Source organism: Pontibacter chitinilyticus (genome assembly GCF_039748935.1).
Classification (GTDB): Bacteria; Bacteroidota; Bacteroidia; order Cytophagales; family Hymenobacteraceae; genus Pontibacter; species Pontibacter chitinilyticus.
Window position 1 is genome coordinate 145511 of record NZ_JBDIZJ010000003.1, and the last position, 24985, is coordinate 170495.

The 24985-nt window shown below is 50.5% G+C and carries 24 protein-coding genes and 1 tRNA gene; 11 read left to right on the plus strand and 14 right to left on the minus strand.

The features are described 5' to 3' along the window. Nucleotides 1-66: 66 nt before the first annotated feature. Nucleotides 67-3003, plus strand: a complete 2937-nt coding sequence (locus tag ABDW72_RS06990; RefSeq protein WP_430438145.1) for a glycosyl hydrolase 115 family protein — start codon at nucleotides 67-69, stop codon at nucleotides 3001-3003. Between the two features lie 186 nt (nucleotides 3004-3189). On the opposite strand, the gene ABDW72_RS06995 is transcribed toward ABDW72_RS06990, so the two are convergent. Further along, nucleotides 3190-3726: a TetR/AcrR family transcriptional regulator gene (locus tag ABDW72_RS06995; RefSeq protein WP_347157785.1), complete on the minus strand. Its 537-nt coding sequence runs from the start codon at nucleotides 3724-3726 to the stop codon at nucleotides 3190-3192. Between the two features lie 652 nt (nucleotides 3727-4378). Here ABDW72_RS06995 and ABDW72_RS07000 point away from each other — a divergent pair. Both ABDW72_RS07000 and ABDW72_RS07005 read left to right on the plus strand, forming a co-directional pair. After that, nucleotides 4379-5245, plus strand: coding sequence for a creatininase family protein (locus tag ABDW72_RS07000; RefSeq protein ID WP_347157786.1), 867 nt, complete (start codon nucleotides 4379-4381; stop codon nucleotides 5243-5245). A gap of 89 nt (nucleotides 5246-5334) precedes the next feature. Continuing rightward, on the plus strand, nucleotides 5335-6513 hold the full coding sequence (locus ABDW72_RS07005) for an acyltransferase family protein (RefSeq protein WP_347157788.1): 1179 nt from the start codon (nucleotides 5335-5337) through the stop codon (nucleotides 6511-6513). A gap of 230 nt (nucleotides 6514-6743) precedes the next feature. On the opposite strand, the gene ABDW72_RS07010 is transcribed toward ABDW72_RS07005, so the two are convergent. Further along, entirely contained in the window at nucleotides 6744-7358 is a 615-nt protein-coding gene (locus ABDW72_RS07010; protein WP_347157789.1) for a DapH/DapD/GlmU-related protein, read from the minus strand. A gap of 44 nt (nucleotides 7359-7402) precedes the next feature. Next, entirely contained in the window at nucleotides 7403-8380 is a 978-nt protein-coding gene (locus ABDW72_RS07015; RefSeq protein WP_347157791.1) for a nitrilase family protein, read from the minus strand. 356 nt (nucleotides 8381-8736) lie between these two features. Here ABDW72_RS07015 and ABDW72_RS07020 point away from each other — a divergent pair, with 356 nt between their 5' ends. Continuing rightward, entirely contained in the window at nucleotides 8737-9150 is a 414-nt protein-coding gene (locus ABDW72_RS07020) for a hypothetical protein (RefSeq protein ID WP_347157792.1), read from the plus strand. 31 nt (nucleotides 9151-9181) lie between these two features. Here the strand turns inward: ABDW72_RS07020 and ABDW72_RS07025 are convergent, their stop codons facing one another. Next, on the minus strand, nucleotides 9182-10273 hold the full coding sequence (locus ABDW72_RS07025; RefSeq protein WP_347157793.1) for a Gfo/Idh/MocA family protein: 1092 nt from the start codon (nucleotides 10271-10273) through the stop codon (nucleotides 9182-9184). Between the two features lie 181 nt (nucleotides 10274-10454). Between ABDW72_RS07025 and ABDW72_RS07030 the strand changes: the two genes are divergently transcribed. Then, a complete protein-coding gene (locus ABDW72_RS07030) occupies nucleotides 10455-10730 on the plus strand; it encodes a type II toxin-antitoxin system RelE/ParE family toxin (RefSeq protein ID WP_347157795.1) in 276 nt (91 codons plus the stop codon). Between the two features lie 50 nt (nucleotides 10731-10780). Further along, the gene (locus ABDW72_RS07035; protein ID WP_430438146.1) at nucleotides 10781-11065 is read left to right on the plus strand and encodes a HigA family addiction module antitoxin; all 285 of its coding nucleotides are present in this window, start codon (nucleotides 10781-10783) and stop codon (nucleotides 11063-11065) included. A gap of 84 nt (nucleotides 11066-11149) precedes the next feature. Here the strand turns inward: ABDW72_RS07035 and ABDW72_RS07040 are convergent, their stop codons facing one another. From ABDW72_RS07040 to ABDW72_RS07050, 4 genes are all read right to left on the minus strand, one after another. After that, nucleotides 11150-12691 (minus strand): ATP-dependent nuclease, encoded by a 1542-nt coding sequence (locus tag ABDW72_RS07040; RefSeq protein ID WP_347158056.1) that lies wholly within the window; start codon nucleotides 12689-12691, stop codon nucleotides 11150-11152. Continuing rightward, nucleotides 12664-12846 (minus strand): AAA family ATPase, encoded by a 183-nt coding sequence (locus tag ABDW72_RS20350; protein ID WP_430438147.1) that lies wholly within the window; start codon nucleotides 12844-12846, stop codon nucleotides 12664-12666. The genes ABDW72_RS07040 and ABDW72_RS20350 overlap by 28 nt, the downstream gene beginning before the upstream one ends. Before the next feature lie 232 nt (nucleotides 12847-13078). Then, a tRNA-Arg gene (locus ABDW72_RS07045) sits at nucleotides 13079-13152 on the minus strand. A 55-nt stretch (nucleotides 13153-13207) separates the two neighbouring features. Next, the gene (locus ABDW72_RS07050) at nucleotides 13208-13939 is read right to left on the minus strand and encodes a TVP38/TMEM64 family protein (protein WP_347157798.1); all 732 of its coding nucleotides are present in this window, start codon (nucleotides 13937-13939) and stop codon (nucleotides 13208-13210) included. A 405-nt stretch (nucleotides 13940-14344) separates the two neighbouring features. On the opposite strand from ABDW72_RS07050, the gene ABDW72_RS07055 reads away from it, so the two are divergent. Both ABDW72_RS07055 and ABDW72_RS07060 read left to right on the plus strand, forming a co-directional pair. Beyond that, entirely contained in the window at nucleotides 14345-15484 is a 1140-nt protein-coding gene (locus ABDW72_RS07055) for a cystathionine gamma-synthase (RefSeq protein WP_347157800.1), read from the plus strand. 81 nt (nucleotides 15485-15565) lie between these two features. Beyond that, nucleotides 15566-16075: a DUF6141 family protein gene (locus tag ABDW72_RS07060; RefSeq protein ID WP_347157801.1), complete on the plus strand. Its 510-nt coding sequence runs from the start codon at nucleotides 15566-15568 to the stop codon at nucleotides 16073-16075. A 94-nt stretch (nucleotides 16076-16169) separates the two neighbouring features. Here the strand turns inward: ABDW72_RS07060 and ABDW72_RS07065 are convergent, their stop codons facing one another. The 4 genes from ABDW72_RS07065 to ABDW72_RS07080 all read right to left on the minus strand — a co-directional run bounded on the left by ABDW72_RS07065 (nucleotide 16170) and on the right by ABDW72_RS07080 (nucleotide 18910). After that, nucleotides 16170-16880 (minus strand): OmpA family protein, encoded by a 711-nt coding sequence (locus tag ABDW72_RS07065; protein ID WP_347157802.1) that lies wholly within the window; start codon nucleotides 16878-16880, stop codon nucleotides 16170-16172. A 489-nt stretch (nucleotides 16881-17369) separates the two neighbouring features. After that, nucleotides 17370-17768, minus strand: coding sequence for an NUDIX hydrolase (locus tag ABDW72_RS07070; RefSeq protein WP_347157803.1), 399 nt, complete (start codon nucleotides 17766-17768; stop codon nucleotides 17370-17372). Between the two features lie 312 nt (nucleotides 17769-18080). After that, nucleotides 18081-18437 carry a SpoIIAA family protein gene (locus tag ABDW72_RS07075; RefSeq protein ID WP_347157804.1) on the minus strand — a complete coding sequence of 119 codons (357 nt, stop codon included), beginning with the start codon at nucleotides 18435-18437 and terminating at the stop codon, nucleotides 18081-18083. A 68-nt stretch (nucleotides 18438-18505) separates the two neighbouring features. Beyond that, the gene (locus ABDW72_RS07080; protein ID WP_347157805.1) at nucleotides 18506-18910 is read right to left on the minus strand and encodes a DUF5329 family protein; all 405 of its coding nucleotides are present in this window, start codon (nucleotides 18908-18910) and stop codon (nucleotides 18506-18508) included. Nucleotides 18911-18928: 18 nt separating this feature from the next. Here ABDW72_RS07080 and ABDW72_RS07085 point away from each other — a divergent pair, with 18 nt between their 5' ends. Further along, the gene (locus tag ABDW72_RS07085; RefSeq protein ID WP_347157806.1) at nucleotides 18929-19108 is read left to right on the plus strand and encodes a hypothetical protein; all 180 of its coding nucleotides are present in this window, start codon (nucleotides 18929-18931) and stop codon (nucleotides 19106-19108) included. Nucleotides 19109-19150: 42 nt separating this feature from the next. Then, on the plus strand, nucleotides 19151-19651 hold the full coding sequence (locus tag ABDW72_RS07090) for a DUF421 domain-containing protein (RefSeq protein WP_347157807.1): 501 nt from the start codon (nucleotides 19151-19153) through the stop codon (nucleotides 19649-19651). 72 nt (nucleotides 19652-19723) lie between these two features. On the opposite strand, the gene trxA is transcribed toward ABDW72_RS07090, so the two are convergent. After that, entirely contained in the window at nucleotides 19724-20050 is a 327-nt protein-coding gene (gene trxA, locus ABDW72_RS07095; protein ID WP_242923051.1) for a thioredoxin, read from the minus strand. Between the two features lie 629 nt (nucleotides 20051-20679). Between trxA and ABDW72_RS07100 the strand changes: the two genes are divergently transcribed. Next, nucleotides 20680-21078: a GlcG/HbpS family heme-binding protein gene (locus ABDW72_RS07100; RefSeq protein WP_347157809.1), complete on the plus strand. Its 399-nt coding sequence runs from the start codon at nucleotides 20680-20682 to the stop codon at nucleotides 21076-21078. 179 nt (nucleotides 21079-21257) lie between these two features. Here ABDW72_RS07100 and dnaE read toward each other — a convergent pair whose 3' ends face one another. Further along, nucleotides 21258-24881, minus strand: coding sequence for a DNA polymerase III subunit alpha (gene dnaE / locus ABDW72_RS07105; protein ID WP_347157810.1), 3624 nt, complete (start codon nucleotides 24879-24881; stop codon nucleotides 21258-21260). Between the last annotated feature and the right edge of the window lie 104 nt (nucleotides 24882-24985).

Here is a 24985-nt window from a genome sequence, read left to right on the forward strand (position 1 = left end):
CCCAAGTATAGGGATGATCTGAAGAAGAACACAAGCGGTGAGCCGGCTGCTTTTATTTAGACTGACATGAAGATGACAAATCTGAAAGATATATTCCCGGCGATGCGTCGGGAGTGGGGCGCAAGGGTGATGCGTCCCTGCGCCGTACTGTTTATACTTGTGTTTGCTACGCAGGCGGCTTGGGCCAGCACGGATTCCGCTTACGTCTCCTCCTCCAGCGGCAAAGGCTATTTTGCCCTGGCCGTGGGGGGTAAACCGGCGCCACTTTATACCAGTCCGCAGGACTGGCCGGGCGTGTGGCGGGCAGCTGGTGATTTGCAGGCGGACCTGGAGCGGGTCACAGGTGCAAAGCCGGCGCTGTATACTTCGGAGAAGGTGCCGCACCAGAAGCAGGTGGTGCTGATCGGCACCCTCGGCAAAAGCCCGCTGATCGACAAGCTGGTGCAACGCAAAAAGCTGAACGTGGCGGGCATCGCCGGCAAGTGGGAAACCTACGTGGTGCAGGTGGTGGACAAGCCGATGCGCGGCGTGGACCGGGCGCTGGTGATAGCCGGCAGCGACAAGCGCGGCACCATTTTCGGCATCTATGATGTGTCGGCGCAGATCGGCGTATCGCCCTGGTACTATTGGGCCGATGTGCCGGTAAAGCAGCAGCAGAACCTCTACGTGCTGCCGGGCCGCCACACCGATGGGGAGCCGAAAGTAAAGTATAGGGGCATTTTTATCAACGACGAGGCCCCGGCGCTGACGGGTTGGGCCGTGGAGAAATTCGGCGGCGTGAACCATCAGTTTTATGAGAAGGTATTCGAGCTGATCCTGCGCCTGAAAGGCAACTACCTCTGGCCTGCCATGTGGGGCAAGGCCTTTAATGCCGATGACCCGCTGAACCCCCAACTGGCAGATGCGTATGGCATCGTGATGGGCACCTCGCACCACGAGCCGATGCTGCGGGCGCAGCAGGAGTGGAAGCTCTACGGCTCCGGCCCCTGGAACTACGAAACCAACGCCGACACGCTGCGGGCCTTCTGGCGCCAGGGCATCCGCAACATGGGCAGCCACGAGAGCCTCGTGACCATTGGTATGCGCGGCGACGGCGACGAACCTATGAGTGAGGGCAGCAACATTGCTTTGCTGGAAAAGATCGTGAAAGACCAGCGCCAGATCATTGCTGAGGAAACAGGCAAGCCCGCCGCCGAAACGCCGCAGGTATGGGCCCTCTACAAAGAGGTGCAGGATTACTACGACAAAGGCATGCGCGTACCCGACGACGTGACGCTGCTGCTAGCCGACGACAACTGGGGCAACCTCCGCAAGCTGCCCAAGGCGGATGCCAAAACGCGTCCTGGCGGCTACGGCATCTACTATCATTTCGACTACGTGGGCGGTCCCCGCAACTATAAATGGATCAACACCAACCCGCTGCCCCGCATTTGGGAACAGATGCACCTGGCCTACGAGCACGGCGTGGACAGGATCTGGATCGTGAACGTGGGCGATATCAAGCCGATGGAGTTCCCGACCTCGTTCTTCCTGGACTATGCCTGGAACCCGGAGAAGTGGACGGCCGAGCGCCTGGATGAGTATACTCGACAGTGGGCAGCGCAGCAGTTCGGCGAAAAGTATGCACCCGAGGTGGCAGCGCTGCTGGCCAAGTATGGCAAGTACAACGCCCGCCGTAAACCCGAACTTTTGTCCCCCGAAACTTACAGCCTCACCAATTACCGTGAGTTTGAAACGGTGGTGGCCGACTACAACCAACTGGCCCGGCAGGCCGAGCAGCTCTACAAGCAGTTGCCCGCCGCCTACAAAGACCCCTTTTTTGAGCTGGTGCTGCACCCGGTAAAAGCCAGCGCCACCCTCAACGACCTATACTATACCGTCGCCAGAAACCGCCTCTACGCGCAACAGGGCCGCGCCGCTACCAACGCGCTGGCAGCGCAGGCCAAGCAGCTGTTTGCCACTGACCAGGAGCTCTCCCGAAAGTATAACGAGGAAATCGCCAACGGCAAGTGGCCCCACATGATGGACCAGACGCACATCAGCTACACCTATTGGCAGCAGCCCGATAAAGACGTGCTGCCGGAAGTAAAGGAAATAACTTTGCCAGCAGGCGCCGACATGGGCGTGGCCGTGGAAGGATCAAAGGACTGGTGGCCAGCGGCAAAAACGGAGGCCGTGCTGCCGGCGCTGACGCCATACAGCCCGGAAGCTACCTACATCGACGTGTTCAACCGCGGGCAAAAGCCCTTTGCCTACACCGTGCAAACGGGTGCGCCGTGGTTGAAAGTGGACAAGACAGAAGGCACAGTAGATGACCAGCAGCGCCTCTGGGTAAGCGTAAATTGGGAGCAGGCCCCTGCCGGAAAACAGCGCGTGCCGATCACGATCACCGGGCCGAATGGCCAGCGCGTGGTGGTGCAGGCGGTGGTAAATAACCTGGCTTTAAACGCGCAGCAGGTGAAAGGCTTTGTGGAAAGCAACGGTTATATATCGATGGAGGCCCCCGGCTTTAGCCGCACGGTGCACGCAGGGGATGCCTTCTGGAAGGTGCTCCCGGATCTGGGCCGCACAGGCTCCGCCGTTACGCCCTTCCCGGTGACGGCCAAGAGCAGAAAGCCCGGCGCAGACAGCCCCAGGCTGGAGTATGACCTCTACTTGCTGGACAGCGGTCAGGTAAACGTGCAGGTGCTGGTATCGCCCACGCTCAACTACAACGACTCGGAAGGCCTGCGCTATGCCGTAGCGTTCGACGACCAGGCGCCGCAGCTGGTAAACATCCACAAAGACAACACTACGCCGGGCTGGGACGAGTGGGTAGCCAATAATATCATCGTCACGCAATCGAAACACACCCTCAAAAAGCCCGGGCAGCATGTGCTTAAAGTATGGATGGTGGACCCGGGTGTGGTGGTGCAGAAGATCGTGGTAGAAACCAAAGGTGCCAAACCCAGCTATCTGGGTCCGCCGGAGAGCTTTAACATGGCCGAAAAAGCGAAACCCTGAAGCAACTAAAGCGGGATAAGGTGCACCTTTGTGGTAGATGACCTGCAGGATAAAAGCAAACTGTGGCGAATGTGTTGAAGAACTGCGGGAGTGCTGCTGGCAGGCGCTATGCGGTGATCTGAAGAATGAATGTGTTAGGCTTTTAAAGAAGATAAGTAGGAGGGGAGAGTCTAAGTATAGAAAGCGTTACTTCTTTCTATACTTAGACTTGATCAGGTCCAGCATTTGGTTGAAGTGGCTTTTGTCCTCGTTGGTTAAGTAGAGCCTCCAGAGGCCTTCTACCATCAGCATCAGGATTTCCGATTCCAATTCCGGCTGCGCATAGTCCAGCTTGCGAAACGCCTCCACCAGCTTCTGCATGACAGATTGCGAATAGCGCAGGTGGTGCTTCTGAGCTACTTCCTCATCTACCAGCCGGAACTGCATGCGCCAGAAATTGCGCTCCTCTTCTACCAGCTTCAGCGGCATATCAAGCACGTTGCTGATGAGCTTTTCAGGGTCACTCTCCATCACCACGCCTTTGCTCTTCTCCGTAATACGGCGGTAGCCAGCCTTGATGATCGTCTCTAGCAGGTTCTCTTTGCTGGCATAGTGCTTGAAAATAAGTCCTTCTGATACACCGGCCTCTTTGGCGATAAGGCTGGTGGGCGTGGCATCGTATCCTTTATCTGAAAACAGGTTTAAGGCTGTTTCCAGGATCATTTCTTTCTTCGTTTTAAGCATCTCGTTACTGATTAATGAATTGCTTTTTGCAAAACACCTGATAAGGTATAACGTTCCCGTTACCGGTGTAAGTATACTAATTAAGCAAGGGTGTCAATGAAAGCGCAAAGTTAATGAGAAGTTGTTATTACACCACTAGCCGGTGTTATTAAAACATCAAAGAAGTCGGAACTTTAATAACATACAGGATTTGCAGGTACAAGGTTGGGCTTATAGCCACCTGCGGGGTATAGCATTCCGACAATCCGGCTCAGAACGCCTTCTTTCCCCATTAACAACCACTTTTGTTTCATACTTCAATAAAGTACCAACTCATACTTGTGGCTGCAGTAGCATCCTGCTACAAGTATAAACTACGGCAGGTTTCCGGAATTTCCACAGCTAAAGGTGCTTTTCTCCATTGTATATAACAACTTTTTCTAGGTTTCTCTGCTGCTAAGCTTTGCCTGCTTCAAGAGGAAAAGGGTGCTGAAAAAGTACTTTTTTGCTATTTAACACTGCCAGTAGAATAGCAGCACCTGGTTTCAGATACAGCAGGCTGGGGGATAAGGCGATTGCAGCATAGCCGCAGAGAGAATAATACCAACTAATCCTTCCATAAAGTATAAATATTTCATACATTCAGAGGATATATCACTAACTGTTTATGCCTATGAGACTACTTGTAATTTTACTGCTTTTCACCACCTGCGCTACGGCGCAGAACCTGCCTGCCCGCTGGGACGAATTGACGGCCAGCGACTGGCCAAAGGCGCTGGAGAAGTCGTCCCGCACCTGTATTTTGCCTTTCGGTATACTAGAGAAACACGGGCCCCAGGCACCCATCGGCTCCGACCTGATTAAGGTGCGGGAGTGGGCGGCGAGGGCCACCAAAAAAGAGTATGCGGTGGTATTTCCAGATTACTTCTACGGACAGATCAACGAAGCGCGGCATCAGCCCGGCACCTTTTCGCTGCCTAACCGTGTAGCGATGGACCTGCTGGAAGCTACTTGTGAGGAAATCGCGCGCAACGGCTTTAACAAGATTGTGATTGTGAATGGGCATGGCGGCAACCCCGAACTGATCCGCTACTTTATACAGTCGCAGCTGGATAAGCGCCGCGACTACGCGGTATATTTCTTTGACCCACAGCAGACGCCGGAGTTTACCGCCAAAGTAAACAAGATGCGCAAAACAGACCCTGCCGGCGACCAACATGCCGGCGAAAACGAAACGTCCACCCTGTTATACTTACGCCCAGACCTGGTGCAGCAGGAACGCTCTACCCAGGAATCGGGCGAAAACCAGAAGCGGCTGGCACTGCCCGACAACCTCTACACGGGCATCTGGTGGTATGCCAGCTACCCGAACCACTATGCCGGTGAAGGAGCCAAGGCAACAAAGGAGTTTGGCAAGGTGCTGGTGGAGAACATGGTAGACGAGCTGGTTACGGCCCTGAAAGTAGTAAAAGCAGACACGAAAACGCTGCAGCTGCAGAAAGAGTATTTTGATAAAGTAGACCAGGTAGGAGGCAAATAGCAAGACGCTGGCGACAGAATCTGCTGCAGCTTTAAAGCTTCTTGTCAGGCTGGCAGATAGGAAAGTTTCTCACATTTAATATCTTGTATATGAATAAGCTTTTTACAGCAACTACTGCCCCGGTAACTGACCAGGGGCTGCTCCGGGAACCTACCCGGCAGCGTTACCTGTCGCTGGACGTGCTGCGCGGCATGACGATCGCTTTGATGATTGTGGTAAATACGCCTGGCAGCTGGCAGCACATTTATGCGCCTTTTGAGCACTCGCCCTGGAGCGGCTTCACGCCCACTGACCTTGTTTTCCCGACGTTCCTGTTTGTGGTGGGCAACGCCATGAGCTTCAGTATGCGTAAGTTCGAAAACAAGGAAAGCGCCTTCCTCCGGAAAGTATTTACCCGCACGGCTCTCATCTTTTTAGTCGGGTTGTTCTTGAATGCCTTTCCTTTCGTTACCCACACCGACTCCGGAGAGCTGCAACTGATCAATTTTGCTGATGTGCGGATTATGGGCGTGCTGCAGCGTATTGCATTGTGCTATGGCATCGGATCGCTGGTGGTGCATTATTTTAATAAGAACGGAGCCATCATCTTTAGCGTGATAGCTTTGCTGGCGTACTGGGCAATTATGTACTTCTTCGGCACCCATCCTGACCCGTACAGCCTGGAGCACAATGCCTCACTCAAGTTCGACAGCTTGTTTATCGCCCCGAAAAACATGTACCACGGCTATGGCATTCCTTTCGATCCGGAAGGGCTGCTGAGCACGTTGCCGGCCATCGTGAACGTGGTTGGGGGCTACCTGGCAGGTTTATACTTGCAGCAGCGCGGCAACAACAGCAACACCGTAACACGGCTGGCGCTGGCGGGAGTAATACTCGGAATCATTGCACTGGTATGGGATATATACTTTCCCATCAACAAACCTATCTGGACGAGCTCCTACGTGCTCTACACCATCGGTATTGACCTGGTAATATTAGCCGTGCTGATATTGGTGATCGAAGTGGCTGGCTCTAAAGGCTGGACCTACTTTTTTGAAGTGTTTGGTCGCAACCCGCTGTTCATTTATGCCATGTCTGGCATTGTGATCGAGCTGATGAGCATGATACGGGTAAACGGAATGGGGCTAAGTGGCTGGTTGTATGAAAATGCCTTCGCTACCTGGCTGGCGCCTAAAAACGCGTCGCTGTTGTTTGCCATCTGCTACATGCTGCTGCTGTGGTGCATCGGCTACTGGATGGACAAAAAGAGGATCTATATCAAAGTATAAGCAGCTAAGTATAGAGGTAGCAATTAGATCAGAGTATAAAAAGTACTGTCATTCTGTAAGAATCTTGGTAGAAGGGAGGTTAAGCATTCGCTATGAGCCCACAAGATCCTTTCAGGATGACAACTTCCTTAAATACTTATACTTACTTTAGCAACTCACTTCAACTGAAAGCAGCAGGTCGGCTATCTCCTTTTTAGCCGGCCTGCTGCTTTTTATACTTCCGTTCAGGTTTAAGCTTCCGAAAGTTGCGCAACAAGTTCCAGGCGTTTTACAATCGTGCCTTTCGTTAAAATTGTGCCCGGCGACAGCACTGCATTCGCCCCGATCCTGCAGTTGTCTCCCACCAGCGCTCCAAACTTTTCCACGTTTGTAGGAATGATTTCTTCGCCAGCTAGTACCCGGATCTGCTTGTCTTCCCGTTCGTTGTAGTGGTTAGCGATAATGGAGCCCGCTTCAAAATTCACCTTCCGGCCAATAATGCTGTCGCCAATATAGTTGAAATGCGCGATGGCACTTTCCTGCAGCACGATGCTTGTCTTTACTTCGCAGCCGGTGCCAATGGTGGTGCCTTTGCCCAGATATACGCCGCCCCTTAGATAGGCATTGGCACCTATAAAGCAGTTTTCCCCAATGATCACAGGCGCTTTCAACACCACACCTTGCTCTATAGTAGCCGTTTTATGTATAGCAATGCCTTCTTGAACAAGATAGGCGGCATCCAGGTGGCGCATCATCTCCTGCAATAGATTAGTAAGCTGCTGTGTCAGGAGCCACGGTGGGCTGTTCTGCGGAGTAGGGAAGGTGGCAGAGAAGCCGGTAATGTAATCGTCTATGGATAAGCTCATGTAGTAGGGTGTGCGGGGATACCAGTGTAGCTAAAATATAAGTTTCAAACGTCTTCTGCTTTGCTGGCCGAAGCAGCATCGCCATTAAGCCAAACCGGTTTTGTTTCCGAAGTATGGTCAGCCCCTAGTATGTCTTTGTAGAGCTCCGGCTTTCGTGCATTCCGGTAACGGTACCCGCCGGCAAGTGTTAGCTTCTCTTTGGTAATAGTGGCCATGGTTATTTCGTTTTCAAAGCTCTTCACCTCTGCCAGCACTTCGCCATAAGGGTCCAGGATCATCGCGTTGCCGTTCTTAAGGTGCTGGCCATCGTACCCGATGGGGTTGGAGAAGGCATAGTATACGCCGTTGTCGTAGGCGCGGGCGGGGAGCCAGCGCATCAGCCACCTGCGGCCTTTCGGTCCGTCGAACTCCAGCCGCAGCGGAACAGGATCGGTATGCCTGGCCTGCCATAGTTTATCTTCCACATACCCGCGGCCCGGCATTGCAGAGGGTGTGCACATGGTTACATGTGGCGCAAAAATGAGCTCTGCTCCCAGCAGCGCCGTGGCGCGCACGTTCTCTACCACGTTGTTATCGTAGCAGATGAGAATGCCGCACGTCCAGCCTTTCAGGTCAAAAACGGTATAGGCTGCACCTGCTGCCAGGTACTGGCTGATGAACGGGTGAATCTTACGGTGCTTCGCCACAAAACCATCCTGGTCCACGCAGACATAGGTGTTATACAGTTTGTCATCTTCTATCTCCACGAGGCCGGCTAAAATGACGATGTCGTACTGCTTGGCCAACCGGATCAGTTGCTGCGTGCTATCGCCGTGGGGTACCTGCTCAGCCAGTGCCACCACCTCCTCGCGCGTCAGGTCTTTCAGGAAAGTATAGGCCGTCACAGACATTTCGTGGAAGCTGATCACGTCAGCACCACGCGCCTTTGCTTTGGCAGTTAGTTCTTCGATCACAGAAAGGTTGTAGGCTTTATCCCCATCTTTGGGCTCAAACTGCGCAACGGCAACATTAAGGTTTTTCATATCGCTTTCTACGGAGGAGGTAAAGTATGGATGTGGCCTTTTGAATTGAAAAATTTACCAGAAGATGCACCTGCTTTCCCCGATGGCAGTATAAGCTATTCCACAGAGCAGGGCTGCCTGCGGTTAAGCCTTTAAGTTTATACTTCAGGTGTGTTAATGTGAAGCGATCAACGTGCTACGGACGCTTGCCTGTTTCTGATCATTGAAACACGGATAGGTACTCCGCTTGTTAACATCCCATGAAGCAAGATGGCAGAAGTGCTGAGTTTGCTTTATTCCAACATGCCTATTGTTGAATATTTACTGGCGGGCAAGCTTCAGTTTTAGTATCTTCACTGGAATTTCGCACTTTGTATATGCTCTTGTTTCAGAACAGCCTGATTAAATTAGACTATAACCCCGCTACCGACATTGCCGTGGCGGAGTATCCTGACCTGCACAACTACTTGCTTCCTGAAATAAAGCACAGCATTGATCTGATGGTGGATACCCTCAGGAGCTACGACGTGAAGCTGCTTATACTGGACGGCACCCGAACAGTATCTACGGTTGAGGTGGAGCAGGGTAGGGAAATCGCCATCTACCTGGCAGCGGGACTAATGAAAACGCGCCTACAGAAGCTAGCCCGTATGCAGTCTGTTGCTGATAATGTGGAGCAAAGGGCGCAGGACAACGTGAAGCACATAGAGAAAACACAAGTACCCCCCTTCCAGATTCAGGCGTTTACCAGCAGGGCAGAAGCGATTGAATGGCTGTTGAAGGGCGCATAAGAGGAAAGCAAAGCTAGAAGGGAAGCCTTTGCTAAGATTTGCTTAAGAAAACCGTCTTATTTGACTTGGCAGATGCCTTGGCTGCTTCCAGGATCTCAACTGTCGTTACATTGATGGGTAGTTCATACAGGTCGTACTTCTCCAGTTTCAGTTTGCCGCTTACGACCGCCGCCAGCAAAGAGAAAGGATCGGTATAGGGGGCAGGGCGAGGAGCCAGCTGCAGCGCCTGTTCAGGTGACTTCTCCTGCAGGCGCTGTCGAACGGTAGTGGCATCCACGGCAATGGCATAGCCTTTCGTGCCATACACTTCCATGTCCTTTCGCGAGAAGGTCCAGTTCCACGAGGCCTGAATGATGCACTGCGCTTTGGGGTACTGCAGAATGATCGTGGCTTCGTCGTCTACCTGCTTATAGATCGCAGGCTTGTTCTGGTGAGCTACCGCTGTCACAGAAATTGGTTTTTCGCCTTTCATCAGCCAGGTCATCAGGTTGGCTCCATAACATCCGAAATCCATCAAAGCGCCGGCGCCGTTCTTTGCCGGGTCGGTCAGGATCTCCAGGAACTCCTTGCTGACGCCGATCTCCTGCGGCCCCTGGTGCCCGTCGTTCACCATCACCTTCCGGATGTCTCCTAATTTTCCGGCAACCACCAGGCTATCCACATACTGGTTGCTGGCATACCACGACGTCTCGAAGTTGGTGAGCACATGAATGTTGTTTTGCTGCGCAAGCGATTGAATCTCTTTAGCATCGGCAAAGGTGGTGGCCAGCGGTTTTTCCACCATCACATGGATCTTGCGCGGCGCACAGGCCCGCACAATAGTTACATGGTCGCTGATGGCCCCGAAGGCAGAGACAGCTTCGGGCTTCACCTGGTCAAGCATGTTGCCGAGGTCATCGTAAAACAGCTTCTGGTCCAGGTTATAGCGCTTCGCATACTTAGCAGCCAGCTCCTTGTTGGGCTCATAAATGCCGACCAACACCACGTCCTTTTTCCCGTCCCTGTTGAAAAACCAGTCCACATGCCCGTGGCTCAAACCCGCTAAAGCAATGCGTACCGGCGCCTGGGCAAAGGCCTGGCTGAAGAACAAACTACAAATGAGGCAGGTGAAGAGGAGTTTCATAGGCTGAGGAAGTATAACTGTAGTAAAGTGGAATAAGCGCTAAAAGTTGCTAATTGGCATTGAATGTTGCCCGTTAATGGACTATTCCTTAGCTCCTCATACTTGCCTATACCTCATATAGTTGCTCATTTTAGTTTTTGGAGAGCAGCACAGGACATAAATCGTAAGTAGAAAAGAAAAGGTGGTGTGGCACAAGGGCCTGGAGAAGTTCTTTCTGAAAGGAGACTCGTCAAAGCTGCCAGCGGCACACTTAAACAAGATCAGGCTAATCCTGTCTACGCTGCATGCTGCCGTAACAGTTCAGGATATCAATGTGCCCGGTTGGGACCTGCATCCCCTGAAGGGCAATTTAAAAGAGCATTGGTCTGTGAAGGTGAATGGCAACTGGCGCATAACCTTCCGGTTTATAGGGGATAAGATAGAAGTACTGGATGTAAATTACCAAGATTACTACTAGGCTGCTTAAAAATAGTAAATAGTATTACTTAAAGAATTCCAATTATGATCATGCACAATCCTTTGCACCCAGGCGAGATACTGCGGGAGTATATCAGCGGGACAGGAAAAACAATCACGGAGATAGCACAAGGGCTGATGATCAGTCGTAAAAACCTGTCCCTGATCCAGAATGGACATGCTGGTGTCAGTGCAGAAATGGCCTGGAAATTATCGGTGGCTTTTGGTACCTCACCGGAGTTTTGGCTGAACTTTCAGAAGAACTACGATCTGTGGCAGGCTAAACAGAAGGTCGATACCTCCCAGATCAAGCCTTTCTTAGAGTCTGCTGCCTAAGTGGCTAACTTCGATCAGGTGAACACCTGATCGAAGTTAGCTGTGTAGAAGTTTTTGTATAGAGTAACACAGTCCTTTTAACTATTAGCCTTTGAAAGCTTTATTCAAAGTTTTTACCACTTTGTAAAAGTCAGAGAAGTTATTAAGATTGCCAAATGCTTCTTTCTTGAATGCGTCTAATACTTTGCTCTTCAACTCATTCCTTGCACTCTTGCCGTTATCAGAATTTTCCATTGCCTTCTGCACCAAATCAGCATTCTCAGCATAAGCCAGTTTACAAATGTTAGCAGGCACAAGACCTTCTATGCATTTCTTTCCCGTTTCGTTCTTGCCAATAATTATGAATTCTTGATTTTCTTTTAGGTCTAAGGTTTCTAACGTTTTTTTCACTTCACTGTATTTGTCTAAATCAACAGTAACGACAAAGCGCTTAAACCTGTCCTTTATAAATCTTACAAGAATATTATTTTTAAGATTACCTGCTCCGCCATAAGCAAATATGTCGCCTTCAAACTTTAGTCTGTTTGCTCCATGTCTCGAATCTTTGAGTAATTCGAAGTACTCCTTGTCTGTATCGCCTTCAACTAAAATAATGTCGTTCGAATTACTAAATATGGTTGATTTTAAAGGGCCTAAATCATCGCCATTGATGCCTAAAGAAAGGGCAAAAGGCTCATACCATTTTTCTTGTGCAGTATCTATAACCTCTGATCCTTTATTTGGAAGGCTAAAGTTTCTCTCTAAAAGGATATTAGCTTTAGGAGACTTATGGCTTAAAAGGTAAGGGCTATGAGTTGCTACAATAATTTGAATTTTAAATTCAATAGCTATATCCTGAAGAATTCTACCAAACTCAGCTTGAGCAGAAGGATGTAGAAAACTTTCTGGTTCCTCTATTATGACTACAGGTGTGATTCTGTCAGTTAAGTCTCCTGAATTCTGCATTCTCTTGGCATTCATCAAGTTCATGAGAATAAGAGTTCTATTTCTTGTTCCACTACCCCATTCTTCAAGAGGCACTTCTATATCCTTTTCCTTTAGTGAAATGACAATGTTTTCTCGCTCAAACTTGAAACTGTTAATCTCTAGTGACACATCATATTTTTCCTGTAGTCTACCTAACAAACCGCTCAAATCGGTTTGATGCTTCTTCAAAGACTTAGTAACAGCATTTTCTAAAGACAACTTCTTTTTAGAAATACTATCTGCATCATCATGGCTTAAGTATGATGATAAAGTTTCTTTGCTAAAACCCCTCGTAAAAAAGAATGGGTGATTTTCTGTAGAGTTATGGAATAACACACTTTTCGATCCACGTAGCCTTCTTAGCAGTTCATCTCTTTTGTATTCATCTTCAATAAGATGATTTCCGAAGTATACATTAATGTTGGTCTTCTTGTGTTGGTGCGAATGCGTGGCCTCTATCCTAAGAGTTTCATCAGAGCGGTTAAATTCCTCTTCATTTTTGAAAATGAGTTCTTTTAAGAATTTGAAATTTCCTGTATCAGTATCTTTATTTAGCTCCACTTCTAAAAGGACAAAGATCTCCTCTTTGTCCTTGTTCTTTTTCTTCCAATGAGTAAAGTCATTATCATAATCTAAATCAGAAATATGATTTGAGTAAATCTTATGCTCGTAGGTAAGGAAGTTAGTATCGCTTTAATTAAGTTTGACTTACCAGAGTTGTTTTTGCCTGAAATAGCATTGTAATATGGATTAAATTCTATATCTATATCTTCAAGGCTTCTATAATTCTTTGCTTTTAATCTCTTGATTATCATAAGGAGTGATGTTTCGGTAACAAGTGTGGAAATTATTACTTTGACAAGACTAATTGATACTGACAGTATAGCAATAAATTTATAGATAATTATAAATATTATTTTAATAAAATACTAAGGACAATATGTGCGGAAGGGCGCAGGACAGGAAGTTAGAAACTATATGTATGAAAAATGTATGCAAACAAAAAAGCCACTTAGCAGTTTTACCTGTAAGTGGCTGATTATTAAGTGGTCGCGAAGGGAGTCGAACCCCTAACCTTCTGATTCGTAGTCAGATGCTCTATCCAGTTGAGCTACGTGACCATTCCGTTATGGTGATGCAAAGTAAAGGTGTTTTTTCGTTATACGCAAGACCAAACTAAAAATTTGCTTCATTTTTTACGGTGGCTTTCCGCAAGGCCTTCTTTAGGGCACGGTCAAAAACGAAGTATAAACCGCCTATCGAGATGATTATCAGCAGGATCATGAGCAGTTTGCCGGAGCCGCCTGTCTCGGGGCTTTGAAGCAATTTAAGGATGTCGCTGGCCTGCTCGCCTATCCAGTAAAAGAAAAGTGTGCGTGGGAGCATGCCCACAATACTTGCCAGGAAGAACTTCTTCTTATCTACCTGTAGCAGCGAGAGCACAAAGTTCATCAGCGCAAAAGGCAGCACCGGCGAAATACGGGTCAGGAAAATAAGGCTCCAGCTTTCGGCGCGCAGTTCCTGCATCAGGTTGCGGGCATTCTCAAAGCGGTTCAGGAAACTCATCATCTTGCCGTGGTCTACCAGTTGCGCCAGGTTATAGCCCACCAGGGCAGCTACACCATACGAGAGCACCACTCCCGGAAAGGCCGCCCAGCCCAGGTAAAAGCCGCTTACCAGTGCCACAAAGGTAGTCGGCGTCAGGGCCACCGCCATGGTAAGAGACACTACGGCAAAGTATAACAGCAGTTGCCACCAGTTCAGCCCCTGCAGCAAGCCCTGGTGCTCGTATAAAACATACGCCAGCGTAGAACTCACAACCACAGGCACCGCTACCAGCAAAAACATGGAAATAAACGTGGAGGCATTCTGGCGGATGAGGTTCTGTAGCAGGGTAAGTCGCTTCATGTATAGTCTAAGTATAACTTAATAGACGAGATACAAAGGACGAAAGATACCGGAGGCTTTAAAACAGTTAACTCTTTTTACTGTTGGCCTGTAAGCAGGACGCGTCAGGAGTTGCCCGTTAAAATTAGTAACTTGCAGCGTTGCCCTTAAGCATAAAAGGAATCAACGCAGTAAAATGGACGGCAGAACAGGGCTTGCGCGACAGCATACGTGTTGCGGAAAATAGCAGAAAGTTACCGTCTGCTGTTGTGCAGGTTTATCAGCAGCGAAGCGTCGGCAGGCACTGTTTATTCCGGCGGCGTAGTTGCTGAACTTATACTTGCAAGCCTGATCCTGTTTGTTATTTTGCTTGAAGGGCAGCTTTTAAATTATATCGCATCACTTACTATAAATTCATACTTACCTATGAAGTTCGGAACAAAAGCCATACACGCTGGCGTGGAGCCAGACCCAAGTACCGGCGCCATCATGACGCCCATTTACCAGACATCTACTTACGTGCAGCGCTCGCCCGGCGACAACAAGGGTTACGAATACTCGCGCACGCACAACCCTACCCGTACGCAGTTGCAGAATGCACTGGCGGCGCTGGAGAATGGCGAGCACGGCCTGTGCTTTGCCTCGGGAATGGCCGCGGTAGATGCTATCATTAAAATGCTGAAGCCTGGCGATGAGGTGATCTCTACCAACGACCTGTACGGCGGCAGCTACCGCATCTTTACCAAGATATTTGCCAACTATGGCATCAAATTTCACTTTACCAACATGGGCGACCTGCGCCAGGTAGAGGCGTTGGTGAACGAAAACACAAAGATGATCTGGGTAGAAACACCGACTAACCCGCTGCTCAACATCATCGATATAAAAGGCTGTGCTGAGATAACGAAGCGCCACAACCTGCTGCTGGTAGCCGACAATACTTTTGCCACACCTTACCTGCAAACGCCGCTTGATTTGGGTGCCGACATTGTAATGCACTCGCTGACCAAGTACATGGGCGGCCACTCGGATGTGGTGATGGGCGCTTTGGTGGTGAAAGACGATGACCTGGCGCAGCAGTTGGCCTTTATCCAGAATTCCTGCGGCGGCACGCCCGGGCCACAGGACTGCTTCCTGGTGCTGCGTGGCCTGAAAACGCTGCACCTGCGCATGGAACGCCATTGCCAGAACGGCCGTCAGGTAGCAGAATTCCTGAAGAACCACCCGAAAGTAGCGAAAGTATACTGGCCGGGTTTTGCCGAGCACAACAACCACCAGGTAGCCCGGGAGCAGATGCGCGATTTCGGCGGCATGGTGTCGTTTGAGTTGAAGAGCGACAAGGCAGAGGATGTAACGCGGGTGCTGGAGAACTTCACCTTATTTGCACTGGCCGAATCGCTGGGAGGTGTAGAATCGTTGTGCGGACACCCGGCCACGATGACGCACGCCAGCATACCACCTGCCGAGCGTTTAAAAGCCGGCCTGAGCGATTCCCTGATTCGCCTGAGCGTAGGGGTAGAGGATGCCGAAGACCTGCTGGCTGACCTGGCGCAAGCCTTAGGCTAGGCAAGCCGGTTGCCATACTTTAAAAGCCGTTCTCTGCTACAGGGAGCGGCTTTTTTCGTAGCATACCTAAAGCTTTACTTCATGGAGCAGGATAAGATACTTTTTAAAGAGCGGCAGCGGTTCCGGCAAGTATGGCTGTGGGTGGTGGTGCTCGGGGTGGCCGGTTTGTTGTGGGCTGGTTTTGTATACCAGGTGCTGCTCGGTGGCACCTTTGGCAACAGGCCTGCGTCGGATGTGCAACTGGCAGTATTGGCAGTGCTGTTGGGAGTAGGGCTGCCGTGTTTCTTTTACACCATGCGGCTGCAGACGGAGGTTGTACCGGGCGAACTGCGGGTACGGTTTTACCCCTTTCACCTGCGCCCGGTGAGCATTCCGCTGCACCTGGTGCGCGACTTCGAGCGCGTTACTTACAATCCTATCCTGGACTATGGCGGCTGGGGCATCCGCTGGACCTTTTATGGCAAAGCCTACAACATGTCGGGCAACGAAGGGGTGAAGTTATACTTCTACAACCGAAAGCCGCTGTTGATAGGCTCGCAGCAGCCGGAGGCATTATACGAGGCTATCCGGCAGGCGCGGGAGAAAAGATGAAAGCAGTCTTATTGCTGTGAACTGCAGGTAAACAAAAAAGCGCTGCCAACCCTACGGCTGGCAGCGCTTTGCTTTTAATTAAGCGGTTTTATACTTAGGCTTTGATGCCCAGGATCTTGTAAAGCTCCGTAAAGTCCGGCGTCAGGACGATCTCGGTGCGGCGGTTTTTAGCTTTTGCTTCCGCTGAACGGCCCGTATCTACAGGCATGTAGTAAGAGTGGCCTGCTGGCGTAATTCTGTCCGGCGACAATCCTTTGTCAACCATCAAACGTGTGATCTCAGTGGCACGCAGTACACTCAGGTCCCAGTTGTCAGTCAGGTATTTCATGCCGTTGGCTACGCTCACATCGTCGGTGTGGCCTTCTACCATTACGCCTACCTGCTGGTTCTTCTTCAGCACATTCACCAACTGGTTCAGGGCTTTTTTGCCGCTGTCGTTCACTTTGGTGCTGCCTGTTGCAAACAACAATTTATCCGACATTGACACATATACTTTGCCGTCGCGGATGTTTACACTCAGGTCGCCTTCGTTAAAGCCCTGCAGCGCCGTGTTTACCTCTGCACGAAGGTCGTCCAGGATCTTCTGCTGCTCGTTCATGGCGCGCTCCATTTCGGCCAGGCGCTGCTCCCGGTCTTTCAGGCTAGTGCTCAAATCATTTACTTTCTGCTGCGAGGCGGCCTGCTCCCGCTCCATCGCTTCTTTGCTGGCTTTTAGGTCCTCATACTTCTTAGAAGACACGCATGACGCCATCAGGGTAGCGCACAGGAACAGGGAAAGGGAGGCTTTGAAGAAATTGAATTTCATGGGTGTTGATTAATTGTTGTTTGAGTATAGAACTGGTTAATGTAAAGTATAAACTTGGCAAGGATTGCAGTCCGCGCCATAAATATAGATAAAAGATGCTATATAGCGCTATTGTTGCCTTCTATTCTGAACGGATCTACTGCAATAATATTTCCATAAACATATATTCTGAATAATTTATTTTTAGTTTTTTCCCCCCGCCTTTCCGCCGCATTTACCGCAACTTGTGCTTTCCACGAAGTATAGAGAAGAGGCATGATTTGCAGCAGCAAGTCTACGCTTGGTGCGCGTTATACTTGCTGCCGGGGCCAAGGCAGCACAGTTGTCTGTTACTGCAGCATAAGTATAGCCATACTTGAAAGGCCAATCAGAAATACCGGCAGGAGGGATGCGTAGGCCGAAGACCCGAATCCGTTCCGGTGATAACGGTTGTATGCAGAACAACTATAAAGCTTGGTACTAGTCAGCCAGGAAGCAGAAATGTTGGCTTTACTTCAAAAGTCCTTCGCGCTTTAGCTGGTCGAAGATAAGCTGATCGACAGGCGATACGCGTGGGCGGTCCTGGTACGTCAGCCATACTACTTCTGCTATTTCTGCACTGGCGGTGATGGTGCCTGTATACCGGCCGGTGTAGCACTGCATTTTAACGTCGATGCCGGCAGCATGCCCATGCGCCTGCGCCTGGAAGATGCCATACAGGCGGAGCGTGGCCGGCAGCAGGTGTACGGTTAGTTCTTCGTGTATCTCCCGCAGCAGTGCCGCCTCATCTGATTCATCGGCTTCGCGCTTGCCACCGGGTATGTAAAAAGTATCCTTGCCACGGCTGCGCGTACTTAGCAATTTGCCGTCCTGTAGCTCGATCCAGGCCAGTTTGTCGATCAGTATCATGCAGCGAAGATAAGCACCTTGCTGCTCAATCTCTAAACCTTAAGTGCCGCATCGGGCCTGTAGCGGCTTCATTTTATTTACCAAAGAACATGATTCCGTTGCCCTTGTGCTTAGAGTTAAAGTATACATTTTAGAATCTACCACCTACGTAGGCAAATATGAAGAAGCGTCTTCGGCGCTGATCTGGCAAACAATAAAAGGGAGCGGCCCCTGAAGTTTTATCTTCAGGGGCCGCTCCCTTTAGCAGTGAGGTTACTGCCGCATGATGTGGTGGTCAGGACGGAAGAGTTTAGCTTCTATCTGCCAGGTAAATTAATCATTAACCCAGGCAAGGGCCTGCGCGCGCTCCGATGTATCAAAGTGCTTTACTTCTGCACTGGTAAAAGGACTAGCGGCAGATGAAAGTAAGTTGAGCCATTTCTGGTCGCCCACAATGGCGGCTTTGCTGAAGTCTGTGGCGTGTTTCACATCAAACTTCACGTCTTTCCAGAGGGCTTTTGCCGAATATTCGTCTACCTCCTGCAGTTCGGCATATACCTTTATTTTGCCGTACTGCTTTATTTTCTCTTCCAGTACCGGAAGCATTATGTCATAATCGTGCTTATCGACCTGGCCGGAAATACGGAAAGCCGCTAAGTCTCCTTTTGTTTCATCTAAGAGTTGTAGCATAATATTGGTATTTTAAGTTTACGTGTTATTTAATGTTTAAACTACGTAACCAACACCTCCTCCGTTTTTTATTGCGCTTCAATGCGCGCAAGTTCCTGGTGTAGCACCACCCCGCTGTTCACAGTCTTGCCATCGGCAAAACGAATCTGGTAGGGCTTGCCCGACATACCGGACTTGGAAGCCAGCTCATCAATAAAGCCGTTGGCGTCTTTCACCTCCTCTTTATGTTTCTCCCATTTAGATTGCAGGTGGTCGGCTGCGCGCTCACAGTTGTACTCGCTTCCATTGCGGATGAAGGTGGCTCCCTGCATGTGGCGCACATATGAAATCAGCTGCTGCACTTTCTGTTCTTCTGTCAGGTGCTTGTTTGTTTCTTGGGTGGATGAAGTAGCAGGGCTGTTGTTTGCCTGCGCCATGCACGCAACAGGTGCTCCCAACGCAAGAAGGGCGCCCAGGGTAATATACTTTAGCATAGTTGTATCAGGTTAAAGATGGCACAAAGGCTGCCACCTACCTATACTACCATTTTTCGGACGCTTAAGTTCTGGCATGTGCTGCAGCCAATAGCAGAACTCAAGCACCTGGCAGCAGATTTAACGCGTAATGGCAGCTACTTTGCGGAGGAAGAAAGCCGGCGCATGCTTGTTTGCACGATAGCGCCTGGGGTTTAAACAAGTATAACTTTCCCTCTAAAGAGCCGTTTCAAAAAAGTTATGCAACATTTTATTGATATAGCTTTTGGCATTCATGATGAGACGCTCACCTGGTGGCAGATGTCGCTTCGGGCAGTGGGGATCTTTTTTGCGGCCTTGCTTATTATCCGAATCGGTAATCACCGCATCTTCGGTAAGAATACTGCTTTTGATATTATCCTCGGCATTATCTATGGTTCTATTCTAAGCCGGGCCATCAACGGGAGCGCTCCTTTTTTCCCTTCTGTTGCCGCCGCGTTTACGCTGGTGCTGCTGCATAAAGGGTTGGCAGCCCTGGCTTATCATAGCCATTCCGGCATCGGCAATCTGCTAAAAGGAAGCCCAAAGTTGCTGGTGAAAGACGGAGAATTGCAGCGGGAGAACATGCGGCAGAACAGCGTAACTGAACATGATCTGGAAGAGGCGATGCGCAGTTCGGGGAATACGGCAGATCCCAGGCACATCAAAGCAGCTTACTTGGAGCGTAGCGGCGATATCAGTATTATTAAAAAAGACGGTTAAGCAGGGGTTATAAAGTAAACGGCCTCTCCCGCTAGTGCAGGAGAGGCCGTTTTTATTTTTATACTGATGTGCTTACGCCATCTGTGCTTCCAGTTTCTGCGACAGCACGTTCTTAGGCACGGCGCCTACTTGCTTGTCTACTACCTGGCCACCTTTAAATACCAGTAGCGTTGGGATGCTGCGGATGCCGAACTTGGCAGAGGTCTGCGGGTTGGCATCTACGTCTACTTTGCCAATTACCACTTTGCCTTCATATTCGCCAGCCAGTTCTTCTACGATTGGGCCTACCATGCGGCAAGGGCCGCACCATTCTGCCCAAAAGTCTACCAACACGGGTTTATCTGAATTGATGATCTCATCAAAATTAGCGTCTGTGATTTCTATTGCTTTGTTAGCCATAACGTTATTATTTTGTTGTGTTAAATACGTCGTTTAAATATAGTAACAAGTACAGGTTTTGCAAAAATTTGCCCAAACTCTGGTCACCTGACAAGCTGTCGGATAACCGCCCAACTCTTTTTGTTTCTATACACTTTATACTTACGGCAGAATCAACCGCGAGGTGCATATTATTTGTATAAACAAATGTTGCAGATAAAAGTTTCAGATGCAAGTATAGGAACGAAAAAGTAATGGGGAGTAGGTGTTGGGGTAAAAGAAGGCATAGAAACTATGTGTAGGTTGTAACTCTATCTGCAGCAAGCATGCCGGGTTCTCTGGTATAGGTGCCGGCAGAAATGTAGGAGAAAAGTCCGGTTCAGATGCTTCATAAGCATCTGCTGCTTTCAATTGACTACTTTAACTTCTATAACCTTGTCTTTGCTTTTAAAGTTAAGGAGTCTTGCCGATAACTAAAGCATAGCAAAAGCGTTGATGAAGTATGACTGCGTAAAATCTATCTTTATCTAAGGATAAGCTGGATGTAGCCGATTTTCAAAGCATGTTGCCTGTTTAGGTATAGCTTATTGGCACCGGCTAAAGTTAGGTAATACACGGTAAATAGCGTTGGTAAACTATAAATCAGAACGATGAATATTACTTTAGAACAAGCTCAAGCTATTATCAAAGCAGCTATAAGGAAATCAGAGCAGATGGACGTTAAAATGAATATAGCTGTTGTGGATACCGGGGCCAATTTAGTTGCTTTTGCCAGGATGGATGGCGCTTGGCTGGGTTCAGTGGATATAGCCATTAAAAAAGCGAGAACAGCGCGTTTTTTTGATATGAACACAGGTGATTTAGGAAAGGCATCGCAGCCAGGGGGATCTCTGTTTAACATCGAAGTTTCTAATGGAGGACTGATCACTTTCCCTGGAGGAATTCCTTTGAAAAATGGAAGCGGAGATATCATAGGTGCTATCGGCGTGTCGGGAAGTACTGTAGAAAACGACCATGCGGTGGCACAGGCAGGCGCAGAAACGCTATAAGCAAAGGCAGCAATATAATCGAATAGCAGAATTTTATAACTACAAATCGATATATAGCTAAGAAAGCAAAAGAGGTATGCTATTGTGGTGGCACACCTCTTTTGCTTTTTTCACAAATGTGGCAGCATCTTCAAACCTCCACATCTTTAAACTTTTAAATTCTCACATTTTCAAATCCGCTAAATCAGCTTACACTCACCCAGACCCATGCCCTTTACAGAAGATAGGAACACCTTCGGGTCGATGCGGTACTTGCGGGAGTACATCGGCACGGCTATTTTCTCATCGGGCACGTGCAGCGTAATCTCCAGGCGTTTCTGGCCGGCGCTCTCTACAATAGCTGTTTCTAGGGCCTCGGCCAGGTTTTGGTTAAAGTGCTGCAGGTTGATGTTGAGCTGCACGCCCTGCGCCATCTTATCCAGCACATCGCCGAGTAGCTGGATGTTGGAGGGTTTCAGTTCCCACTGGTCCTCTGTCTTATAGCGTAGCTGCACCTTGCCCCGGATAAACAAGTATAAACCCTGCTTCAGGTAAGGCGAGAACTTCACGTAGTCCTCCCCAAAAAGCGCCATCTGCATCGTGGAATCGTAGTCTTCGATGGAGAACAGCGCAAAGGGGTTGCCGTTCTTGGCCGTGCGCAGCACCACCTCCGACACCATGCCCGCCACGTTCACGTCACGGTTTTTATACTCCTCAATGCGGTCTAAAGAACAGGTGCAGTAGGAGTCAATCTCCAGCTTGAACTGGTCGAGCGGGTGGCCCGACATATAAAAGCCTACCACGTCTTTCTCGTGTCGCAGCATTTCGGCCTGCGTCCAGGGCTGCACCTCCGGAATTTTGGGCATCGGCGCGGCCACCGCGGCACTGCCGCCAAACAGCGACTGCTGGGCCGCCTGCTGCTCTGCCTGATAGTTGTTGCCGTAGCGCACCGCCTTCTCCAGCAAACTCATACTTTCGCCCTCCGCCGTTTCCATCAGTTGGGCGCGGTGGTACAGCTCCCACGAGTCGAAGGCGCCGGCCAGGGCCATACTTTCAAACGTCTTCTTGTTCACGGCCCGCAAATTCACGCGCTTGGCAAAGTCAAAAATATCCTGGTAGAGCCCTTTCTCCTCTCTCTCAGATATGATGGCGTCCACCGCCGATTCGCCGGTGCCTTTGATGGCTGCCAAGCCGAAGCGGATCTGGCCTTTTTCGTTCACGTTGAACTTGAGCAAGGATTCGTTCACGTCCGGCCCCAGCACCTCCACGCCCTGCTTGCGCGCCTCCTCGATAAAGAACGTCACCTTTTTGATGTCGTTCATGTTGTTGGTGAGCACGGCGGCCATGTACTCGGCCGGGTAGTGGGCCTTCAGGTAACCGGTCTGGTAGGCTACTACGGAGTACGCGGCGGAGTGGGAGCGGTTAAAGCCGTACTGGGCGAACTTCTCCATTACGTCGAACACCTCAGAAGCTTTCTTGGCTGGAATGCTGTGCTTCTCGGCGGCTCCTTTGATGAACTTCTCGCGCTCCTCGGCCATCTTCTTCATGTCCTTCTTACCCATGGCGCGGCGCAGCAAGTCGGCACCGCCCAGCGAGTAGCCGGCCAGGATCTGGGCCGTCTGCATGATCTGCTCCTGGTACACCATAATGCCGTAGGAGTATTCCAGGATCGGCTTCAGCAGCTCGTGCGGGTATTCTACCTCCTCGCGGCCATGCTTGCGGTTAATGAAGTTCGGGATGAACTGCATTGGGCCCGGGCGGTACAAGGCGTTCATCGCAATCAGGTCTTCAATGTTGGTTGGCTGCAGGTCCTTGAGGTACATGCGCATGCCTTCCGACTCGAACTGGAACGTGCCGATGGTGTCGCCGCGCTGGTAGAGCTGGTAGGTTTTTTCGTCATCAATCGGAATTTCGTCGATATCAATTTTTACGCCGTGGTTTTTCTTGATGAGCTCGATGGCGTCTTTGATGATAGTGAGGGTTTTCAGGCCCAGAAAGTCCATCTTCAGCATGCCCGCGCTCTCGATCACCTTGCCGTCGAACTGCGTCACGAGCAGGTCCGAGTCTTTGGAAGTCGAAACCGGTATATAATTCGTAATATCGTCGGGGGCAATGATCACACCGGCGGCGTGGATGCCGGTGTTACGCACCGAGCCTTCCAGCTTCTCTGCCAGCTTCAGCACCGCAGCACGCGCATCGTTTCCTTCGCGGATGGCGGCCAGCTCCAGGTTCTCGATAAAGGCTTTCGCCAGCGTCGTTCCCGGTGTGTCGGGCACCATCTTGGCCAGTTCGTTCGCCTCGGCCAGCGGCAAGGAGGTAGAGCGGGCTACGTCCTTAATCGACGATTTGGCCGCCATAGTACCGAAGGTAATAATCTGCGCTACCTGCGTTTTGCCATACTTCTCCACCACGTAGTCAATCACGCGCTGGCGGTTCACGTCGTCAAAGTCAATATCAATATCGGGCATTGACACACGCTCCGGGTTGAGGAAGCGCTCGAAGAGCAGGTTATACTTGATCGGGTCGATGTTGGTGATGCCGATGCAGTAGGCCACCGCCGAGCCCGCGGCCGAGCCACGGCCCGGCCCCACGGCCACACCGATGTCGCGGCCCTTGTTGATGAAGTCCTGCACGATGAGGAAGTAGCCGGCAAAGCCCATCGTCTCGATGATGCGCAGCTCATAGTCCAGGCGCTCTTCGATCTCCGGCGTCACCTTGGTGTAGCGCTTGGCGGCACCAGCAAAGGTCAGATGGCGCAAAAAGGCGTCGGCGTTGGCATGCTCTGGCGGAATCGGGAAGTTGGGCAGCAGGATGTCGCGCTTGAGCTTGGGCGGCGTGATCTTGTCGATGATCTCGTTGGTGTTGTCCACGGCGTGCGGCACGTCCTTGAACAGCTGGTTCATCTCGGCCTGCGTCTTAAAATAGAACTGGTCGTTAGGGAAACCGAAGCGCGTTTTCGGACCGGCCTCGTCGATGCGGTTGAGCATCTGGCGCACGCTGGAATGGTGGCCATGGCTGTTGCGCACGTTGTCCACCGTGTCGTAGATCACCTTCTGGTCATCCGACAGAAAGCGGTAATACTTGGTGGCAAAGTCGCCTACGGGCGTGCTCTGGTCCTCGCCGGTGTTCACGCACAGCAGAATATCGTGCGCGTTCCAGTCGTCCTGGTCCACGTAGTGCGAGTCGTTGGTGCAGATGACCTTGATGTTATACTTCTGGGCGAACTTGAGCAGCACCTGGTTCACGTCTTCCTGGCTTTTGCCGGTGCCGTCGATGTTCTGCAGGCCGTGGCGCTGCAGCTCGATATAGTAGTCCTCGCCGAACAGATCGAGCCACCATTTTAGGTTTTCCTCAGCCGCTTCTTCCCCTTTCCAAAGGATGGTTTGCGGCAGCTCAGCACCGATGCAGCAGCTGGTGGCGATCAAGCCCTTGCTATACTTCTGCAGCAGCTCTTTGTCGATGCGCGGCCATTTGCTGTAGATGCCTTCGATGTAAGAGAGCGAGCACAGCTTGGCCAGGTTCTGGTAGCCCTCCTGGTCTTTGGCCAGCAGCAGCTGGTGGTGGCGCACGTCCTTCACCTCTTTGCTGAAGGTTTTCAGGTGGCGGTCCTTCACCAGGTAAAACTCGCAGCCCACGATCGGCTTCACGTTATACTTGTTGGCCTCGGCCACAAAGTTAAAGGCGGCGAACATGTTGCCGTGGTCGGTCATGGCCACGGCAGGCATGCCATCGGCCTGCGCCTTTTTCATCAGCGCGGCAATGCTGGCCTGGCCGTCGAGCAGCGAGTACTGCGTATGCGTGTGTAAATGCGAAAAAACAGGCATTTCGGGGAGTTAGGGATTAAATATCTTGAATTCTGAATGAAGCTGTATAAGTATAAAGCTATACTTGCGGGTCATTCTTGGGAGGTTAAAAGTACGGAAATTCG

What these genes read in the sequence shown, in the direction of transcription:
- ABDW72_RS07065 (WP_347157802.1), bottom strand. Translation starts at nt 16,880, where the DNA reads ATGAAATTCAATTTCTTCAAAGCCTCCCTTTCCCTGTTCCTGTGCGCT.
- ABDW72_RS07025 (WP_347157793.1), bottom strand. Translation starts at nt 10,273, where the DNA reads ATGAAACTCCTCTTCACCTGCCTCATTTGTAGTTTGTTCTTCAGCCAG.
- dnaE (WP_347157810.1), bottom strand. Translation starts at nt 24,881, where the DNA reads ATGCCTGTTTTTTCGCATTTACACACGCATACGCAGTACTCGCTGCTC.
- ABDW72_RS07060 (WP_347157801.1), top strand. Translation starts at nt 15,566, where the DNA reads ATGGAGCAGGATAAGATACTTTTTAAAGAGCGGCAGCGGTTCCGGCAA.
- ABDW72_RS07005 (WP_347157788.1), top strand. Translation starts at nt 5,335, where the DNA reads ATGAATAAGCTTTTTACAGCAACTACTGCCCCGGTAACTGACCAGGGG.
- ABDW72_RS20350 (WP_430438147.1), bottom strand. Translation starts at nt 12,846, where the DNA reads ATGATAATCAAGAGATTAAAAGCAAAGAATTATAGAAGCCTTGAAGAT.
- ABDW72_RS07085 (WP_347157806.1), top strand. Translation starts at nt 18,929, where the DNA reads ATGGCACAAAGGCTGCCACCTACCTATACTACCATTTTTCGGACGCTT.
- ABDW72_RS06990 (WP_430438145.1), top strand. Translation starts at nt 67, where the DNA reads ATGAAGATGACAAATCTGAAAGATATATTCCCGGCGATGCGTCGGGAG.
- ABDW72_RS07075 (WP_347157804.1), bottom strand. Translation starts at nt 18,437, where the DNA reads ATGCTACAACTCTTAGATGAAACAAAAGGAGACTTAGCGGCTTTCCGT.
- ABDW72_RS07000 (WP_347157786.1), top strand. Translation starts at nt 4,379, where the DNA reads ATGAGACTACTTGTAATTTTACTGCTTTTCACCACCTGCGCTACGGCG.
- ABDW72_RS07015 (WP_347157791.1), bottom strand. Translation starts at nt 8,380, where the DNA reads ATGAAAAACCTTAATGTTGCCGTTGCGCAGTTTGAGCCCAAAGATGGG.
- ABDW72_RS06995 (WP_347157785.1), bottom strand. Translation starts at nt 3,726, where the DNA reads ATGCTTAAAACGAAGAAAGAAATGATCCTGGAAACAGCCTTAAACCTG.
- ABDW72_RS07010 (WP_347157789.1), bottom strand. Translation starts at nt 7,358, where the DNA reads ATGAGCTTATCCATAGACGATTACATTACCGGCTTCTCTGCCACCTTC.
- ABDW72_RS07090 (WP_347157807.1), top strand. Translation starts at nt 19,151, where the DNA reads ATGCAACATTTTATTGATATAGCTTTTGGCATTCATGATGAGACGCTC.
- ABDW72_RS07020 (WP_347157792.1), top strand. Translation starts at nt 8,737, where the DNA reads ATGCTCTTGTTTCAGAACAGCCTGATTAAATTAGACTATAACCCCGCT.
- trxA (WP_242923051.1), bottom strand. Translation starts at nt 20,050, where the DNA reads ATGGCTAACAAAGCAATAGAAATCACAGACGCTAATTTTGATGAGATC.
- ABDW72_RS07080 (WP_347157805.1), bottom strand. Translation starts at nt 18,910, where the DNA reads ATGCTAAAGTATATTACCCTGGGCGCCCTTCTTGCGTTGGGAGCACCT.
- ABDW72_RS07050 (WP_347157798.1), bottom strand. Translation starts at nt 13,939, where the DNA reads ATGAAGCGACTTACCCTGCTACAGAACCTCATCCGCCAGAATGCCTCC.
- ABDW72_RS07100 (WP_347157809.1), top strand. Translation starts at nt 20,680, where the DNA reads ATGAATATTACTTTAGAACAAGCTCAAGCTATTATCAAAGCAGCTATA.
- ABDW72_RS07055 (WP_347157800.1), top strand. Translation starts at nt 14,345, where the DNA reads ATGAAGTTCGGAACAAAAGCCATACACGCTGGCGTGGAGCCAGACCCA.
- ABDW72_RS07035 (WP_430438146.1), top strand. Translation starts at nt 10,781, where the DNA reads ATGCACAATCCTTTGCACCCAGGCGAGATACTGCGGGAGTATATCAGC.
- ABDW72_RS07070 (WP_347157803.1), bottom strand. Translation starts at nt 17,768, where the DNA reads ATGATACTGATCGACAAACTGGCCTGGATCGAGCTACAGGACGGCAAA.